The sequence below is a fragment of the Collinsella aerofaciens genome (assembly GCF_015670795.1).
Lineage (GTDB): Bacteria > Actinomycetota > Coriobacteriia > Coriobacteriales > Coriobacteriaceae > Collinsella > Collinsella aerofaciens_Q.
Window position 1 is genome coordinate 34,258 of the sequence record NZ_JADPCJ010000016.1, and the last position, 16,821, is coordinate 51,078.

Consider the following 16,821-nt stretch of genomic DNA (forward strand, 5'->3'; position numbering starts at 1 on the left):
CCGTGGACGAATACTCGTTCGCGACGGTCGACGAGTACCGCATCGACACCGGCGACGCGGCGACCCCCGACGAGCGCGTGGCCGCCGAGCTGTCGCGGCAGAGCGCGAAGCTCCGCGCGACGCTCGGCATGAGCCGGACGCGCACCCTGACGGGGGACGCGGCGGCGCTGACGCGGGACCTCGTGACCGACGCGGCCCGCAAGAAGCTCGTGCAGCCGGCCTGCGCGCCCATGGGCGTGGAGGACCTCACCGGCGTCTCGCAGTCGAGCTTCACGGCCAACGGGTTCCAGGGGAGCTTCACCTTCCAGAACCCGAGCGGAACGGCCTACTTCGACCGCTCGACCCTCACCGCGCTCAAGAGGCTCCTCGGGCGCGGCCAGCGCATCGGCACCGTGTGCCCGAGCTACGGGGGCAGGCCGTGATGGGCGAGGAGGTGACGGTGCTGTCGAGCACGGTGACGGGCAGGGACGCCATGGGCGAGCCCACCGTCGAGTGGGAGGCCACCGTCGTCCCGGGATGCCTCGTGCGGCCCCTGGCGGGCTCGGATGCGGGGGACGCCGCCCGGCCGGACGGCATCGAGGCGAGCTACTCCATCGCGTTCCCCAAGACGTACGCGGGGCCGCCGCTGGCGCGCTGCCGCATCGCCCTGACGGGGCGCGGCATGCCCGCCGACCCCGACATCGCGCTGCTGGTCGTCGGCTACCCCGACATCACGGACCCCTGCCCCACGGCGTGGAACATGACGGCGACGGCGGGGAGGGTCCATGGCTGACAGGATCAAGTTCGGGCGCTTCGTCCACAGCGACGCGGGCGTCATCGCCGTCACGAAGGGCGCGGGAGTCCGCGCCTGGGTGGCGACCGAGACCGCCCGCGTCGCGGCGAGGGCCAACGCCGAGGCCGCATCGCACCACGTGCCGTCGGGCTACCGCAGGTCCCTCGAGAGGCTCCATCCCGGGGCCTTCGACGGCGCCCCCTACATGGGCGTCGTCAAGTCGGGCTCCTGCGACACGCTCGGCGTCGTCCGCGCCGCGACCCCGGCCGGCGCATTCGACCAGAACCGCAACCACACCCTCGACCACCTGCTCTAAGGAGGGACCGTGCCGAGACTCAACGTGATGGGCGAGCTCAGGGCGATCCTCGAGTCCTCCCTGGGCGGCGTGCCCGTGCGGGTCGACCTGCCCGCCGAACGGCCGGGGACCGTCGTGGTGGTCCGCCGTTGCGGGGGCGCACGGCAGGACCCGCTCATCGACTCGCCGCAGGTCGAGGTCATCATGTGGGCGCCCACCGAGGCCGAGGCCGAGGAGCTCGCCGAGCTCGTGGGCGACGCGATGTCGCGCCTGCCGTTCGTGCGGGGCTTCTGCGCCTGCGAGGAGCTCGAGATGCGGACCGACTACGACTACCTCGCCCGGTCCCCGCGCTGGTACGCGCTGTACCGACTGAAGACATACCAACCGAAAGAAGGATAAATGGCATCCAGCAACGAAGAGGCCAAGATCGCCCTCGCGGCAGAGGACGCGGTCCCCGCGGCCGATATCGACCCCTCGCTCGTAACCACCGGCTCACCCGTCGAGGGCGGCTGCGTGTACACGAGCTTCAAGGCCAAGCCGACGCTCCCGGCCGACGCCACGACCAAGATCTCCACGCTCACCGACCTCGTGTCGCTGGGCGACCTGTCGCCCGACGGCTTCACGGCCTCCAAGGGCGTGACAGTCAACGAGTTCAAGGGCTGGCACCAGTCCATCGTGCTCACCAAGGTCTCCGAGGAGAAGCACCAGTACAAGATGGTCTTCATCGAGTCCGTCCGCTCCTCCGTCGCCAAGCTGCGCTACGGCGCCGACAACGTCGAGACGAACGAGGACGGAACGTTCAGCCACATCAAGGCCGTCGCCAACTCCGACGTGCGCGTCCCGCTCGTCATCGACGAGCTCGAGGACACGGGCAACCTCCGCCGCACCGTCATCCCGCGCGTCTCCATCGACTCCTATGACGACGTCGAGCACAAGCCCGGCGGGCTGGTGCAGTACGGCTTCACCTTCACGGTCCTCAAGACCGCGGACAAGCCGCTATTCGACATCTACCGCGCAAAGCCCGCCGCGTAGGCAGGGCCATAACGAGAACGCCGCCCCGGCACTGCCGGGGCGGTCCTTTATCTGGGAGGAAAGATGAACAAGGACTACCTGGCAATGATGGACGAGGGCGAGCTCGAGGCTTACGCCAAGGTCCTCGGCTTCACGACCGCCGCCGCGCAGACGGCTGCGGACAAGGCGAAGCTCATCGAGCAGAAGCGAGGACGCTGCGCCGAGCTGACCGTTCTCGGCATCGCCATGAGCATCCCCGTCAAGCGCGCACACGACCGCCGCTTCATCGATGCCATGAACAAGGAGGACCGCACGACCGAGGAGCTCGACGGGGCGTTCCGCTTCCTCCTCGGCGACGAGCAGTACGCGAGCCTCATGGAGGCCGTGACCGAGGACGACGGCACGCAGGACGACGACGCCCTGGGCTACGCATACAACAAGCTGCTCTACTCGGCCGAACTAAAAAACTTCTAGAGCTCGCCGACCTCGAGGAGCGTCACCTGCCCCTGCTCAGGCACGACTTCAGGGCCTACTACGGCTGCTGCTACGACGAGGTCGGTGCCGCCGAGGCGTACGACCTCGTGAGGACGCTGCCCGACGGCTCGCTCACCGTGGCGGCCCTACACCCGGAGCGCAGCTGGACCCGGGAGCAGCACCTGGCGGCGGACATCGTGGACAGCGTCTACGCGGCGGCGACCGCGCTGTGCGGCGGCAAGGCATCGGAAGCCCCGAGGGTGCCCCGCCCGCGGGACGTGGCCGCCGCCGGCGCCGCGGCAGAGCGCGCGGCGTCGGTTCGTGCCCGCATCGAGAACACCGAGTGGGTGGAGGTGACGGATGGCTGAGATCGGACGCGCGGACCTGCTGATCGTCCCCAGGTTCGACAACCTTACCAAGTCGGTCGAGTCCGCGCTCGGCAAGTGCGAGGGGCAGGCGAGCAAGTCCGGCTCCAGCCTCGGCAAGAGCACGGGCTCCGGGTTCGGGAAGGGGCTGGCCGGCTCCGGCGCGATGATAGGCGCCTTCTCGACGCTCACGTCGAAGGCCATGGACTCCATCTCGTCCCATGTGGGGTCGGCTATCAGCCGCTTCGACACGCTCAACAACTACCCGAAGGTCATGCAGTCCCTCGGGTACTCCGCCGATTCCGCCAACGCGTCTATCGGCAAGATGTCCGACCGCCTGTCGACCCTGCCCACCAGGCTCGACGACATGGTCTCGGTCGTCCAGGGCATCACCGCCACGGTCGGCGACCTCGACAAGGCCACCGACGTCGGCCTCGCGCTCAACGACATGCTCATCGCCTCGGGCAGCTCGACCCAGCTGTGCTCGGCGGCGATGGAGCAGTTCCGCCAGATCCTCTCCAAGGGCAAGCCCGAGATGGAGGACTGGCGCTCGCTGACGACGGCCGCGCCGGGCCAGATGGACCAGCTCGCGAAATCCATGCTCGGCCCCACGGCAAACGCCAATGACCTGTACGCCGCGCTCGGCGGCGGGGGCAAGGACCCGACCATCACGCTCGACCAGCTCATGGACAAGATGGTCGAGCTCGACACGAAGGGCGGCGCTAGCTTCGCGTCCTTCAAGGACCAGGCCGAGACCGCCGCCGGCGGCGTCCAGACGAGCGTCCAGAACATGTCGAACGCCGTGACGAAGGGCGTCACCGGCACGCTCGAGGCGGTCGGCAGAAACAACATCGCCGGGGTGCTCGACGACGCGAAGGGCGCCGTGAACGGCTTCTTCAAGGTCGTCAACGGCGGCGTCTCGGCGTCGATGCCGATGGTCAAGCAGCTCTACGGCGGGTTCAAGAGCCTGGCGCCCGAGATCGTCTCGGGGGCGGCGGGCATCGCGGCGTGGCAGAAGGCGGTGCCAGTCCTCTCCGGCGTCGCGAGCGGCGTGGGCAAGGCCACCGAGGCGTTCAAGCTCGCCCGCGGGGGCGCCGGTACGTTCGCCGAGGCGCTCGAGGCGGTGGGCGTCGGCTTCAACCCGGTCGCGATCGGCTGCACCGTCGCGGCCGCCGGCATCGGCATACTCATCGAGAAGCAGGTCGAGTGGCAGGCCCGCACGGACGCGCTGAACAAGGCCACGACCGGCCTGGTCGACGCGGCCTCCAACACCGCGGCGCTCGAGTCCTACGCCGGCAGGGTCGAGAATGTAGGCAAGAAGTCCTCCTTCTCGGCGATGTCCGTCGATGAGCTCGCCGAGTCGATCGGCAAGCACGTCGACGCCATGAACGAGAACACGAGGGCCGCCGAGTCGCAGATCGCGCAGCTCAACACCGCACAGCAGATCATCGACAACTACGCCGGCAAGACCGACCTGTCCACCGACGCACAGGGCAGGCTCACGTGGGCGCTCCAGCTGCTCAACGACCAGCTCGGGCTCAACATATCGGCCCAGGACGTGGCGAACGGGCAGTACGTCGACGCGGACGGCAACGTCAAGAACCTCAAGCAGTCCATCGACGAGCTCGTCGCATCCAAGAAGAAAGACGCCGAGGTGAGCGCCCTCACGGCGAACCTCACCGAGGCGTACCAGGCGCAGTCCGAGGCGGCAAACACGCTCGCCTCCAAGACGAAGCCCTACCAGGACCGCCTGAAGGAACTCGCCAAGACCTACCCGGAGCTCACCAAGGGCGAGCTCGAGGCGCTCGCCTGCACCGAAAAGGTCGGCAGGGAGTACAACGAGGCGAAGAAGCAGTTCGACTCCGCCTCGGAGAGCATCGACGTGCTCAACGGCAAGCTCGGAGACGCCGCGCTGACCTCGCAGGAGGCCGGCAGCACCTTCGAGCACTTCGCCCAGGCGCAGCTGACGCTCTTCCAGGCGCAGCTCTCGGCCAACGGCGAGACCCTGTCCGCCTTCTCCGGCTCTCTCACGCAGCTCGGCGTCGACACCGAGCAACTGGCGAGCCTCAGCGACGACCAGCTCGCCAAGCTGGCTCAGGACTACGACGGCACCGCCCGCTCCATCGTCGACGACCTCGACGGGTGGGGCGTATCGATGGACGAGGGCGCCGCCTCGACGGTCCGCGCCGCGAGCCAGATCCAGGCCGCGCTCGAGGACATGGGCGGCAAGCTCAAGAAGGCGTTCTCGAAGGAGAACATCGACTTCGGCGCGTTCTCGGACGCCTGCGCCGCCGCCGGCGTGTCGACCGAGACGCTCAACAGCATCGGCTCCGCCAACCTCGCCGCGCTCGCAAGCAACTTCAACGGCAACATCGACCAGATGGTGTGGGCCGTCCAGAACTACAACGCGCAGCCCATCGTCGACAAGAACGGCAACGTTACCGTCAACCAGGCCCAGCTCATGGACGCCCAGGGCAACGTTTACACCTGGAACGGCTCGCAGCTGATGGACAAGAACGGCGTCGTCGACGTGAGCGTCGGCGACCTGCGCGACGCCCAGGGCAACCTCGTGACTTGGAACGGCACGGCTCTCCAGTCCAAGAGCGCCAAGACAAAGGTCGACAAGAAGGAAGTCGACAGGGCGCAGACCTCGGTGGACAAGCTCAACGGCACCAAGCTCAAGAGCAAGGTGATGACCGCCAAGGCGAGCTACGGGACGCTGCCGAAGTGCCAGTCTGCGATGCAGGCGGTGATGAACGAGCCGTTCCACTCAAGGTCGGCGACGATCACCACGACCTACGTGACCGTCAACAGGACGCGCAACGAGAAGGCCGCAGGCGGCATACGGCACGCCGATGGCGGCATCCGCATGCACGCGCACGGAGCCATCGTCGACGCGCCGGTGACCGGCTACCCGCTCGACTGGGTGGGCGAGGACGGCGCCGAGGCAATCGTGCCGCTCACCAACCGAAAGTACTCGGAGCCGTTCGCGGCGACCATCGCCGAGCAGATGGCAAAGCTCGGGGGCCAGCGCGGCGACGTCTACAACATCTACCTCGACGGGTCGGCCCTCGAGGTCGACGAGCGCGTCGCGGAGGCGCTCAGGGCGCAGGTCTCCGAACTCAAGAGGACCGTCAGGACCGGAAGGGGGTAGCAGGTGGCATCAGCGCAGACGACCAGGGGAGGCGTGACGTACTACACCGTCAACCTCTCCACGTCCGTGTCGAACGTGAACGACACCACGGCCCGCATCTACTGGACCGCCACCGTCGACTTCGGAGACTGGTACTACTACGGCGTGCGCCTGCACGTCAAGGTCGGCGGCGTCTGGCGCGCGTCGGGCGACGGCTACACGACCTCCTCCTGGAAGCGCGCCGTCACCGTCAGCGGGTACACCGACGCGGAGCGCAAGGACAACGACTACGACGTCTGGGTCGAGGCGTACACCGAGTCCGTGGCAGTCAACGGCTACGGCGGGGTCGGCGCGACGACCTCCTGCGGCGAGGGCGCCAGGATCGGCAAGGTCCCGGCATACGAGCCCGCGGCCCCGACCGACCTCAGGGTCACGCGCTCGACCGACGGGACAACCGAGCTCGAGTGGGTCAACCACCCGGACGACGATGCCAGGAAGTACTACGACGGCATCAACGTCTACCGCCATACCAACGGCGGCGACACCGAGAACCCCTACAACAGCGTCACGATCTCCAACTGGCGCGACACGTCGACATCGGCAAACAATTACTACGACTACGACGTAAGGGCGCGCTGGCGAGGCGGCACGTCGGAGAGAACGAGCTCCGTGCGCGTCTACAAGACGCCCTCCCCACCGGCATCGGTCTCGCTATCGCGCTCCGGCGACGGCGAGGTCTCGCTGGTCGTCAGGGGTCCCGATATCCCGTTCTGGATTAGCGGCTTCGATGTCCGCGCGACCTCCGACGGCGGCAGGACCTACAAGCCCCGCGCCCTTACCGCCGACAGACAGGAGCCGGGCGTCTGGACCATGACCGACCCGTCTGCCGTGGCGGGAGAGAAGGTCGTCTACGAGGTCCGCACCTACCGCGAGGAGCCCGTGGCGGGCGCGGGGGACACCGTCTTCTCCGCGTGGACGGCATCCAACGCAGTGGCGACGATCTGCCCGCCGTACGCGCCCGCCGTCTCCGGGGTCGACCCCGCCTACCCGACTGGGTCGACGGCGACCATCGGCTGGACGCGGAACCACCCCGACGGGACAGCCCAGACGGCGGCGCAGATTGAGCTGGTCGGGCCCGATGGCAAGACCGTCCCGCACCACATCACCGGGCCCGCGTCGACGACATCCCTGAGCCTGTCCGCGAAGGGCACCTACCGGCTACGCGTCCGCACCAAGGGCGCCGACCCCTCATGGGGAGCGTGGTCGGAGTACGCGGTGTTCAGGGTCGCCGACCCGCCGCAGGCGTTCTTCACGACCCCCGCGGAGGACGGCGAGGCCGTCGTCGAGCTCCCGCTGCGCGCCGCCTGGACCGCTGTCGACGAGACCGGCATCACATACCAGCGCCTGAGGCTGCTGCGCGGCGGCTCCGCGGTCATCGACACATCGGTCGCCGCGGGCGCGCGGTCGCACGAGATCGCCTCCGGCCTGGAGAACAGGTCCGCGTACGTCCTCGAGCTCACCGTCCGCGGCGGCTCGAGCCTGTCCACGACCGTCACCCGCTCGTTCTCGACCGACTGGCTCGTGCCCGCCACGCCCATCGTCAACGTCTCCTACAGCGACGCGCTCGCAGCCGTCGTCACGGTGCGCGACGGCATCTCGGAGTTCTCCGTCAGGGACCACAAGCTGCGCGGCCCCATGGCCATGACGCCCGAGGGCAACATCCGCATCAGGGGCGGCATGTCCATAAAGGGGACGCGCGCAACCGTCCACAGCCTCCCGCCGTGCGCCTCGTTCGATATCGAGCGCGTGCTCGCGGACGGCTCGAGGCTCCTGCTCGCGAGCGGCCTCAAGTCCGGGCAGAGCGTCATCGACCGCCTGCCGCCGCTCAACGTCGGGTTCTCCTACGTCGCGCGCGGCTACGCGGCCTCCGGAACCACCTCGACGACCGAGGTGGGGACCGTGTGCCCGTGCGACGGGTTCGCGCTCAACTTCGGGCCGGACGCCTCCGAGGTCGTCGTGGGCGACAGGAACATGGGCGGCCCGCCGCAGTACTCGGCGAGCCCCGAGCGCGAGCGCGACCAGTTCCACTTCGTCGGCGGCGGCCTGCCCATGGGGTTCGAGAGCGGCAACCTCTCGATGAAGGAGTCGATGGAGTTCACGATCGAGGAGGACGACTACCTGCGCGTCCGCGGCCTGTTCGGCCGCTACGGAAGCGCCTGGGTGCGACCCCATCTGGGCGACCGCGGCTTCGCCGCCGTCACGGGGACGCTCACCAGGTGCGCGCCTGAGGACTACAGGGTGTCCGTATCGACGAAGAGGGAGCGATGGAGGGAGCCCAACGGTGTCGGATGATATCTGGCTCGCGTCGTTCAGGACCTCCTACCGGTACGCCCGCGTTTCGCGGTCGACCGGCCTGGAGACCGGCGCCATCGAGTGCTTCACCGGCGGGAGCATCAGCCGCAACCAGGACACGGACACCTATGAGTCCGCATCGCTGGACTACGTCGGCAGGCTCGACATGGGCAACGACTTCGTGCGCATCTACCTCGACGCGGAGGACCCGATCTCGGGCGCGTCGCGCACCGTGTGCCTGGGGACCTTCGAGTGCTCGACGCCGTCCCGCACGGTGAGCGGCGAGGTGGCGACCGGCATCGCGACGCTCTACGGCAGACTCCACGACCTCGCGAAGGACGACTTCGACGAGCCGTACACCGTGCCGGCCGGCGCAAACGCGGTCTCCGCGGCCAAGGCGATCGCGGAGGGGTGCGGGCTCGAGGTGGTCGCGGAGCCGAGCGACTACACGCTGTCGACGGCATGGGTCTTCGGGATCGCCGCCACGGCGGACACGCCGGACAACAAGCTGGGCGCGGTCAATAGGCTGCTCTGCGCTGCAGGATTCAGGAGCGCGTCGACCGACGCCTACGGGCGCGTGCTGTTCAGGCGTTACCTGGAACCGGCGGCGAGGCCGATCGACCACACCTTCTCAGAGGGCGAGGACTGCCGGGTGCTTCCCGACCTCACCGACGAGCAGGACGACTTCGACGCGGTGAACGTGGTGCACGTCGACTTCGCTACCCAGGGCGAGAGCGTCAGGGGAACGGCCTCGGACGACAGCCCGCAGAGCGAGTGGTCGACCGTCTCCACGGGCCGCCGCATCGTGAAGCGGTACCAGTACAGCGACCTCCCGTCAGGGGAGAGCGTCATCGCCGGCGGCTCCTACCCGCTCGCCGGAGACGGCACCCACGACAGCGCGACCTTCAGGTGCAGCGGCGGCGGGGGGACCATCGAGACCGTCGGCGTTTCCGGGTGCCCGATCGGCGGCATCAGCCAGGCGATCCGCATCACGAAGGGGTCGGGGTCCGGCGAGATCGGCATCGCCCAGGACAAGATATTCCTCAAGAAGGGCCAGCCGTACACCGAGTCCGTTTACCTCTACGCGTCGCAGAGGGTGCAGGTGAGGGTCCAGCCAATCTGGCGCGAGGACGACGGGGGAGAGACCGCGACGGTCGCCATCGGGCCAGGCTGGACGAGGCTGTCGCTCACGGCCACCCCGGCCAAGTCCGAGGAATACAGCGCGGGCTACATCTACCTTGCCGCTAGCGCGCCGACCGGATCGTACATCGACGTAGCGCAGGTCAAGGTCGAGGAGGGCGTTGTGGCAACGCAGTTCGCGGTCGAGGCTGCGAACGAGAAGGCGGCGAGCCTGCTCGCCACCGAGTGCTCGGTCATCCGCCGCCCGATCATCACGGCGATCTTCAACCCGTCGGCGGACGTCTACTCGGCGTGCGCCATCAGGCTGCCGTCTGTCGGGATCGAGCTCGCCCGCGCCTGCATCCGGAGGATGGACCTCGAGCTCTCGATGGGATGCCCCATGAGGATCGAGCTCCGCATGTACATGAGGGGTGATGCCTCGTGAGCGCCATGCCGTCCCTGGCCGCGGACCTTGCCGATATCGTCGCCGGCCCTTCGGTGCCCGGCGTCTCGATCGCCTACGGCACCGTCGTCGCGGCGGACTCCAGGACCGTCGACGTGCGCATCGGGGGCTCGGTTGTCGCCGGCATCTGCATGACGACGTCCTGTCGGGGCGCGGCGCCCGGTCAGCGCGCCATCCTCATCGGGTCGCCGCCGCTCTGGACGGCGATCGGGATCATCGCTTGATTATCGTGCGGGCGCAGGCCCGCGGAAGGGAATCCGCATGGCCAACAACAGCGACGGGTCCGCCGTCTACGAGGTGAAGGTCGGGGAGGACGACTATATCGACGGCCTCGACGTGACGGAGAGCGACGGTAGCATCACCACCTACCTGTTCCGCCCGGCAAACTACGACGAAGTCGAGGCGGCGCGAAAGAGGGCCGAGAGCGCCGCGTCGCTGGCGAGCAGCGCCGCAGGCACCGCAAAGACCCAGGCATATGACGCCAACGTCGCCGCCGGAGCTGCCAGAACGGCCGCCGCGAAGTGCTCGACTGCCACCGAGAACGCCAACGCCGCCGTTCAGAAGGCGAATGCCGCGAACGATACCGCAAGCGCCTCGACTGCGCTGGCGAGCAATGCGGCCGCCGCGGCCAACGGCGCGGCGTCTCATGCCGAGGCCGCCGCGAACCAGGCGCTGCAGATCGCGAACTCGGTGGCGCAGGGCGCCGGCGGCGAATCCGATATCGCGGAGCTGCGCCGTCAGAACGGCCAGCTCGCGACGATGCTCGCCGACGCGACGGGGAAGTTCATCTACATGGACGGGACCGTCTACTGCCCGGCATCCAAGGCGTCGGTGTCCGGCGACACGGTGTCGTTCGGCGGCACGTGCTCGGTCTCGGGCAGCACGGTAACCCTTGCCTAAGGAGGATAAATGGCAAATGCAAAGACACTGGTCGTCGGCGGCCAGTCGCTCAACGTCATCGACGATACCGCGCGCAGCAACGCGCAGACGGCGCTCAACAACGCCGAGTACAACCGCCAGGGCCAAATCGGCAAGTACGGCGGGCAGAACATCGCCACCATCCTGGCGGGAGAGATCGGCAGCGGCAGCGTGTACGACGCGCTGCACAAGCGAGCGGCGGTCGGCAACTTCGCGGGCCTTCGCGTCGGGGACTACATCGACGTGCCCCTCGTGAGCGCATCCGCCGTCGCGGCCCAGCAGTCCGTGCGCTTCCTGCTGGCCCACATCGACCCGTATCTTTATTGCGGCGACAACAGCAAGGGCCACCACATCGCGTTCGTGGCGTCCGCCCCAGTGGCCGTGGCAAAAACAGTGACAGGCGTGGCAAACGACAGCTTCCTGATGTGGAACACGACCAACACGAACCAGGGCACCGCCGACCAGAAATGCCCCTACCCCAACAGCAACCTCAAGGCGTGGGAGACGGCCTTCGAGGCGTGCCTACCCGAGGGACTGACCAAGTACCTGCTTACCCAGCGCGTGCTGCTTGAGGAGCGGTACAGCGCCAGCGGCGCGCTCAACGACTCCAACTCGTGGAGCTGGCAGGATATCGGCAAGGTGTTCTCGCTGTCGGAGATGGAGGTGTACGGCTGCCCCGTGTGGGGGACGAAAGGCTACAGCGTGGGCTTCGACTGCCAGTTTGACCTGTTCCGAGACACGGCGCACCGAGTCAACGGAAATCGGTACACTTGGTGGCTGCGTTCCGTTGCGTCGGGCTCCGCGTCCTACGTGTGCTATGTCAACAACTACGGCAGTGCCGCCTGCAACTCGGCTACGGCCGTCTGGGTTCGCCCCCGCCCCGGCTTCCTCGTCGGCTAGCCAGCCGAGTGCTCTATACTCTGCTTCTAGGCGACCGCCTTGCGCGGTCGCCTCCTGCCCGCGAAGCGGGCCGGGTTTTTCGCCAGTTTCCCCAGGAGGTGCCATGAGCGGCGTCTACCAGCGAAACCGCGAGGTTTCCGAGTACAAGTTCTTCACGCAGGCCATCGCCATCCGCGTGGAGGTCAACAAGCTGATGGCCTCGTCGTCCGTGGTGCCGAAGGCCTACCGGCTGCTCAACGCCGTGCCAACGGTGGAGACGGCGCGCAGCATCGTGTACAACGTCAACCGCGCCGACAGCTTCTACCCCAACAGCTCGTTCAACGCATTGGAGCGCAAGCGGTACCTGACGCTGGCCATAGCGGACTGCGAGCAGCTGATGCTGGACATGCAGTGCCTCATGGATATCGGCCTGCCCGTGAACGCCAACCGCTTCGAGGAGCTGGCGGCCATGGTCGAGGAGGAGATCAAGCTGCTGAAGGGCGCGCGCAAGAACGTGCGCGTCACCGGCAAGAAGTCCACCGAGGAGCGCATAGCCGAGGCCGAGGCCGAGCTAGAGCGCCTGCGTTCGCTATAATGGACGGCGGTCGCGCCTTGTTTATCGGTACAATTGGTGGCTGCGTTCCGTTGCGTCGGGCTCCGCGTCCAACGTGTGCTATGTCAACAACAACGGCAATGCCAACTACAACTCGGCTACGAACGTCTGGGTTCGCCCCCGCCCCGGATTCCCTTATTGCCAGACCGAGTAGGCCCCAGGGCCGAAAGCAGAGCGCGAAGAGGAAGGAAGGCGCGACCGTCGGGCATGCGCCCGTAAATACGCACCCCGCGAGGGTGGCCGGACGCTGCTTGCATGGCGCGGCGCTCCGTGGCTTCGCCGCGTTTCATGGCCATACCTCAAGCGGCTGCCAGAGCCACATTGCAAGCCGCGCGGGGTGCCTCCTGTGAACTCCGAGCAAAGGCGGGCGGCGCGCCGCAAGCGCCGCGAGGAGAAGTGCGCGCAGGCCAAGGCCGAGCGCGTCAAGGCGTGCACGCTTGAGACCGTGGCCGACCTCAACAGCCTGTGCAAGGCATCGAAGCAGGCCGCGCGCGGCGTGATGTGGAAGGCATCCACGCAGCGTTATATGAAGGACTACCTGCGAAACGCGGTCAAATCGAGGAACGACCTTCTGGAGGGCCGCGACATATGCCGGGGCTTCATCCGCTTCGACCTGTGGGAGCGCGGCAAGCTGCGCCACATCAGCGCCGTGCACTTCCCAGAGCGAGTGATTCAGAAGTCGCTTTCTCAGAACGCCCTCGTACCCGCGATAGTCCCGACGCTCATAACGGCCAACTCCGCCAACATCAAGGGGCGCGGCACCGACTACGCCCTGAAGCTGCTCAAGCGCCACCTGGCCGACCACTGGCGGCGGCACAGGCGCGAGGGATACATCCTTTTGGGCGACTTCTCAGATTACTTCGCCCGCATAGCCCACGAACCCGTCAAGCGGCAGGTGTCCGACGCACTGCTCGATCCGCGCGTGGTCGCCCTCGAGCACCGCCTGATAGACGCACAGGGCGAGGTGGGCCTGGGTCTGGGCAGCGAGCCGAACCAGATATGCGCGGTGGCCCACCCCAACCGCATCGACCACTACGTGACCGAGATGCTGCGCCCCGAGGCCTACGGGCGCTATATGGACGACTTCTACCTGATCCACGAGAGCAAGGAATACCTCCAGGTGTGCCTGCTGCTGATAGGGCGCAAGTGCGCCGAGCTGGGTATAGAGCTGAACCCGCGCAAGACCCGCGTGGTGAAGCTCACGCGCGGCTTCACGTGGCTGAAGAAGCGCATCTTCTACACGGAGACGGGCCGCATAGTCGTGAAGCCGTGCCGAGACTCCATAACGCGGGAGCGCCGCAAGCTCAAGAAGATGGCCCGCATGGTCGCCGATGGCGTCATGACCCCCGAGCAGGTTGAGCGGAGCTACCAGAGCTGGCGCGGCGGCATGAAGCGGCTGGACGCGCACCGCAGCGTTTTGGCCATGGACGCGCTGTACCGCAGCCTGTTCGAAAATCTCGCGCGGGAGGGGGGGGGGTGCTCAATGCAGGCCAACCCGAGGGACGATTCAAGCGGAAGCAAGCCCTCGCAATAGCGGAGAACCGGCAACTCAAAGCAGCGGCCTAAGCGAAGCGGCTGCGAAATAACAGAAGCATCGAAGGCGTGCTGCGGCGCGCCTTCTTTCTTTGCGCCCATCGAAGCGGCCCGGCAATCTCACGGCGCTAATACGATGGCGACACATTCCCCGACAAGAGAGGAGTCCGCATGGACACTGAGGAAGACATGCCGCGCCCCAACGAGCTTCAAGACGGCACCATGGCCGAGGTCAACGCCCTGCGCGATCTGCTGTCGCAGATTGGCGACCCCGACGCGGCGCACGACGCGGGCGTTATCGACGATGACGAGTACGTTGAACGGAAGGCGCGAAAGCTCGCCTACACCGCGGCCGTCGCCGCCTACGGAAAGGGTGAGGCCCCGGACGTGGACAAGCTGCTTGAGCAGATGCGCGAGAAGGTCGCCGAGCCCAGCCAAACCGAGACCAACACGGCAAACATCGACTACCTGATGATGACGGTCGGGGGTGAACAGTAATGGCGGGACGCGTCAAGGCTGCAACCACGGCGGCGCACTCGAAGAACTATGACAAGGTGAGGCGCTACTACGAGCGCGGCCTCTGGACCAAGGCCATGGTGCATCGAGCCGTGGCCTGCAAGTGGATCACATGCGACGAATATGAGGAGATCGTCGGAGAAGAGTACGCGGAGGAGGTTTAGGGTGCCGGCGCTGAGCATCGGGGAGGCAACGTCGGTCCTCTCGGCCGCCGTTGTGATTGTCACGTTCTTCATCGGGCGCGTCTCCGTATCCAAAACATCGTCTGCCAAGGAGCAGCGGACCGAAGACAAGCTCGACAGCCTTTGCGGCGACACGAGCGAGATCAAGGATGGCGTCAAGGAGATCAACCGCAAGCTCGACGACCACGGCGAGCGCCTCACGAAGGTCGAGCAACAGGTCATCACCTTGTTCAACCGGCTCGACCGCGTCGAGAAGAATTACGACCTGCATCACGGTATCGGCGGGTCAGATTAGGAGCTGAAAAATGAAAATCAACTGGGCCCTTCGCTTCAAGAATAAGCAGACGCTCGCGGCATTGGCCGCCGCCGTAATCAGCGCAGCCTATCAGGTGCTCGGAATCCTCGGAGTCGTGGCGCCTATCTCCCAGGGGTCGCTCATCCAGCTCGTCGGAATCATCCTGACCGTTCTCGCCGGCTTCGGCGTGATCGTCGATCCGACCACCAAGGGCGCGTCGGACTCGAAGCGTGCCATGTCGTACAGCGAGCCCCATGCCGCATATGACGCCAAGGCGGTTGAGTAGGCCATGGCCATCACACAGCGCGAGGCCTTCGCGCAGGTCATGGAACACCTCGTCTCCCATGATGGTGGCGGCGGTCACGGATACTCGCAGGCCAACCGCATGGGGGACGGAACGACCGAGACGATTTGTCTGTCCGACGGCACCACCGTCACTATTGCCGGTGGCGATCGCGACTGTTCCTCGGCCGTAGTGACCGCCCTCCGCGCGGTCGGCGTCAATACCTTCGGAGCCTCGTATACCGGAAACATGCGGGAGCAGCTGCTCAAGACGGGCCTTTTCGGCTGGCGTAAGATGGGCGTCAAGTCCGCCCAGCGTGGAGACATCTACCTCAACGAGAAGTGCCACACCGCCGTGTGCGTCTCTCCCTATGGATCCGCTCGCGGCGACCTCTTGGCCCAATTCTCCATTTCTGAAAAGGGGACCGTCACCGGCACCAAGGGCGACCAGACCGGGCGCGAGTCCAACATCAAGGCGTACTACAGCTACCCATGGGACGGCACGCTCTACTGGCTTGGCGACGGCAAGACACTGAATGGGTCAAATACGGAAGTCGCGGACAATACGGTCCCGAGCCTCGGAGACACGCGATATTTCGGCCCGAAGATGGCCAAGGAGCTGCAATGCCAGCTCGGCACGACTGCCGATGGCGTGATCTCCGGTCAATGGCCGGCGAATGAGCGATACCTTTGGGCATGCGACCGCGGCGTAATCGAGTACGTCAAGGGCGGGGTTGGCTCGAATGCCGTCCGCGCCCTGCAGGACAAGGTCGGATGCAAAGTCTATCCCGTGGTCGCCGGTGTTCAGGCGCGACAGATGGGTTCGGGAACGGTCTTCAAACACCAGCAGTGGCTCATCGCTCAAGGTATCTCGTGCGGATCATCGGGTGCGGACGGATGCCAGGGCCGCGACACCAACGTCGCCATCGGCCAAGCGCTCGTCAAGCAACTCTATCGATAGGTGTGCATATGAATCCATTTGATATCTGTTTTATTGTCGGCGCTGCTGCAGGACTGCTGACCGGTCTTCTCGGATGGGCAATCGTGCGCGTCGGCAGCCAAAAAGACTTTAGAAATTGATAGATGCAGCCCCTCCCCGGCATGAACTGAACTGCCTCCCATTTCTTGGACATGAGAAATGGGAGGCTTTTTATGCGTGTCGACTTGAGGGTGAAGCACGACATCGAGGCCAGGAGGGCGGCGATCGGGCTCTTCGAGCGAGGCCACGGCTCCGAGTCGGCGGCGAAGGCGCTGTCGGTCCCGCGCGACACCGTGAGACAATGGCTCTACGTATACCGGTCGTTCGGAAGCGAGGTGCTGCTATCCATGGACGGCAAGCAGACCAGGTACACATACGAGCAGAAGGTCGCCGCCGCCTCGGCCGTGGTCGACGGCGGCATGAGCAAGCGGGACGCCATGGAGGCGTTCGGGGTCATGTCCCTGGCGCCGCTCAAGAGATGGTGCGCGCTCTACCGTGAGGGCGGCGCCGAGGCGCTCAGGCCCAAGCCCAAGGGCCGGCCGAGCGGTTCCAAGGCGAGGCCGCGCACGCGCGAGCAGGAGCTCGAGGAGCGCTGCCGAAGGCTCGAGACCGAGGTGGCCTACCTAAAAAAATTGCGTGC

General features: G+C 66.6%; 21 protein-coding genes and 1 pseudogene. All 22 read left to right on the forward strand.

Annotation, left to right across the window (positions count from 1 at the left end; genetic code table 11):
* The first annotated feature begins 2 nt into the window (after window positions 1–2).
* Window positions 3–422 (forward strand): hypothetical protein, encoded by a 420-nt coding sequence (locus I4W09_RS06270; protein WP_196032901.1) that lies wholly within the window; start codon window positions 3–5, stop codon window positions 420–422.
* Window positions 422–772 (forward strand): hypothetical protein, encoded by a 351-nt coding sequence (locus tag I4W09_RS06275; protein ID WP_196032904.1) that lies wholly within the window; start codon window positions 422–424, stop codon window positions 770–772. The genes I4W09_RS06270 and I4W09_RS06275 overlap by 1 nt, the downstream gene beginning before the upstream one ends.
* Complete coding sequence (locus I4W09_RS06280; RefSeq protein ID WP_196032907.1) at window positions 765–1,088, forward strand: hypothetical protein; 324 nt, start codon at window positions 765–767, stop codon at window positions 1,086–1,088. The genes I4W09_RS06275 and I4W09_RS06280 overlap by 8 nt, the downstream gene beginning before the upstream one ends.
* A gap of 9 nt (window positions 1,089–1,097) precedes the next feature.
* Entirely contained in the window at window positions 1,098–1,466 is a 369-nt protein-coding gene (locus I4W09_RS06285) for a hypothetical protein (protein WP_196032910.1), read from the forward strand.
* Window positions 1,467–2,099, forward strand: a complete 633-nt coding sequence (locus I4W09_RS06290; RefSeq protein ID WP_196032913.1) for a phage tail tube protein — start codon at window positions 1,467–1,469, stop codon at window positions 2,097–2,099.
* A gap of 63 nt (window positions 2,100–2,162) precedes the next feature.
* Window positions 2,163–2,552: a hypothetical protein gene (locus tag I4W09_RS06295; protein ID WP_117563918.1), complete on the forward strand. Its 390-nt coding sequence runs from the start codon at window positions 2,163–2,165 to the stop codon at window positions 2,550–2,552.
* Window positions 2,553–2,659: 107 nt separating this feature from the next.
* Window positions 2,660–2,920 (forward strand): hypothetical protein, encoded by a 261-nt coding sequence (locus I4W09_RS06300; protein WP_040359409.1) that lies wholly within the window; start codon window positions 2,660–2,662, stop codon window positions 2,918–2,920.
* Window positions 2,913–6,071, forward strand: a complete 3,159-nt coding sequence (locus I4W09_RS06305) for a tape measure protein (protein ID WP_196032916.1) — start codon at window positions 2,913–2,915, stop codon at window positions 6,069–6,071. The genes I4W09_RS06300 and I4W09_RS06305 overlap by 8 nt, the downstream gene beginning before the upstream one ends.
* Window positions 6,072–6,104: 33 nt before the next feature.
* Window positions 6,105–8,402, forward strand: a complete 2,298-nt coding sequence (locus I4W09_RS06310; RefSeq protein ID WP_196032919.1) for a fibronectin type III domain-containing protein — start codon at window positions 6,105–6,107, stop codon at window positions 8,400–8,402.
* Window positions 8,392–9,966 (forward strand): phage head spike fiber domain-containing protein, encoded by a 1,575-nt coding sequence (locus tag I4W09_RS06315; protein WP_196032922.1) that lies wholly within the window; start codon window positions 8,392–8,394, stop codon window positions 9,964–9,966. Before I4W09_RS06310 ends, I4W09_RS06315 begins: the two co-directional genes overlap by 11 nt.
* Window positions 9,963–10,208: a hypothetical protein gene (locus I4W09_RS06320; RefSeq protein ID WP_196032925.1), complete on the forward strand. Its 246-nt coding sequence runs from the start codon at window positions 9,963–9,965 to the stop codon at window positions 10,206–10,208. Before I4W09_RS06315 ends, I4W09_RS06320 begins: the two co-directional genes overlap by 4 nt.
* Before the next feature lie 37 nt (window positions 10,209–10,245).
* A complete protein-coding gene (locus I4W09_RS06325) occupies window positions 10,246–10,884 on the forward strand; it encodes a hypothetical protein (RefSeq protein ID WP_196032928.1) in 639 nt (212 codons plus the stop codon).
* Between the two features lie 9 nt (window positions 10,885–10,893).
* Complete coding sequence (locus I4W09_RS06330) at window positions 10,894–11,802, forward strand: DUF6273 domain-containing protein (protein WP_196032931.1); 909 nt, start codon at window positions 10,894–10,896, stop codon at window positions 11,800–11,802.
* A gap of 103 nt (window positions 11,803–11,905) precedes the next feature.
* Window positions 11,906–12,376, forward strand: a complete 471-nt coding sequence (locus I4W09_RS06335) for a hypothetical protein (RefSeq protein ID WP_230318710.1) — start codon at window positions 11,906–11,908, stop codon at window positions 12,374–12,376.
* 31 nt (window positions 12,377–12,407) lie between these two features.
* Window positions 12,408–12,548, forward strand: a pseudogene (locus I4W09_RS10695) (DUF6273 domain-containing protein); the annotation flags it as partial.
* A gap of 183 nt (window positions 12,549–12,731) precedes the next feature.
* A complete protein-coding gene (locus tag I4W09_RS06340) occupies window positions 12,732–13,928 on the forward strand; it encodes an RNA-directed DNA polymerase (protein WP_371732505.1) in 1,197 nt (398 codons plus the stop codon).
* A 170-nt stretch (window positions 13,929–14,098) separates the two neighbouring features.
* Entirely contained in the window at window positions 14,099–14,425 is a 327-nt protein-coding gene (locus tag I4W09_RS06345; protein WP_006235545.1) for a hypothetical protein, read from the forward strand.
* Complete coding sequence (locus tag I4W09_RS06350) at window positions 14,425–14,607, forward strand: XkdX family protein (RefSeq protein WP_195445940.1); 183 nt, start codon at window positions 14,425–14,427, stop codon at window positions 14,605–14,607. The genes I4W09_RS06345 and I4W09_RS06350 overlap by 1 nt, the downstream gene beginning before the upstream one ends.
* Before the next feature lies 1 nt (window position 14,608).
* Complete coding sequence (locus I4W09_RS06355; protein WP_117563908.1) at window positions 14,609–14,920, forward strand: hypothetical protein; 312 nt, start codon at window positions 14,609–14,611, stop codon at window positions 14,918–14,920.
* 10 nt (window positions 14,921–14,930) lie between these two features.
* On the forward strand, window positions 14,931–15,206 hold the full coding sequence (locus I4W09_RS06360) for a phage holin (RefSeq protein ID WP_195445938.1): 276 nt from the start codon (window positions 14,931–14,933) through the stop codon (window positions 15,204–15,206).
* 3 nt (window positions 15,207–15,209) lie between these two features.
* Window positions 15,210–16,163: an endolysin-like domain-containing protein gene (locus tag I4W09_RS06365; protein WP_196032934.1), complete on the forward strand. Its 954-nt coding sequence runs from the start codon at window positions 15,210–15,212 to the stop codon at window positions 16,161–16,163.
* 191 nt (window positions 16,164–16,354) lie between these two features.
* On the forward strand, window positions 16,355–16,821 hold a 467-nt coding region (locus I4W09_RS06370), incomplete at its 3' end, for a helix-turn-helix domain-containing protein (protein WP_196032937.1).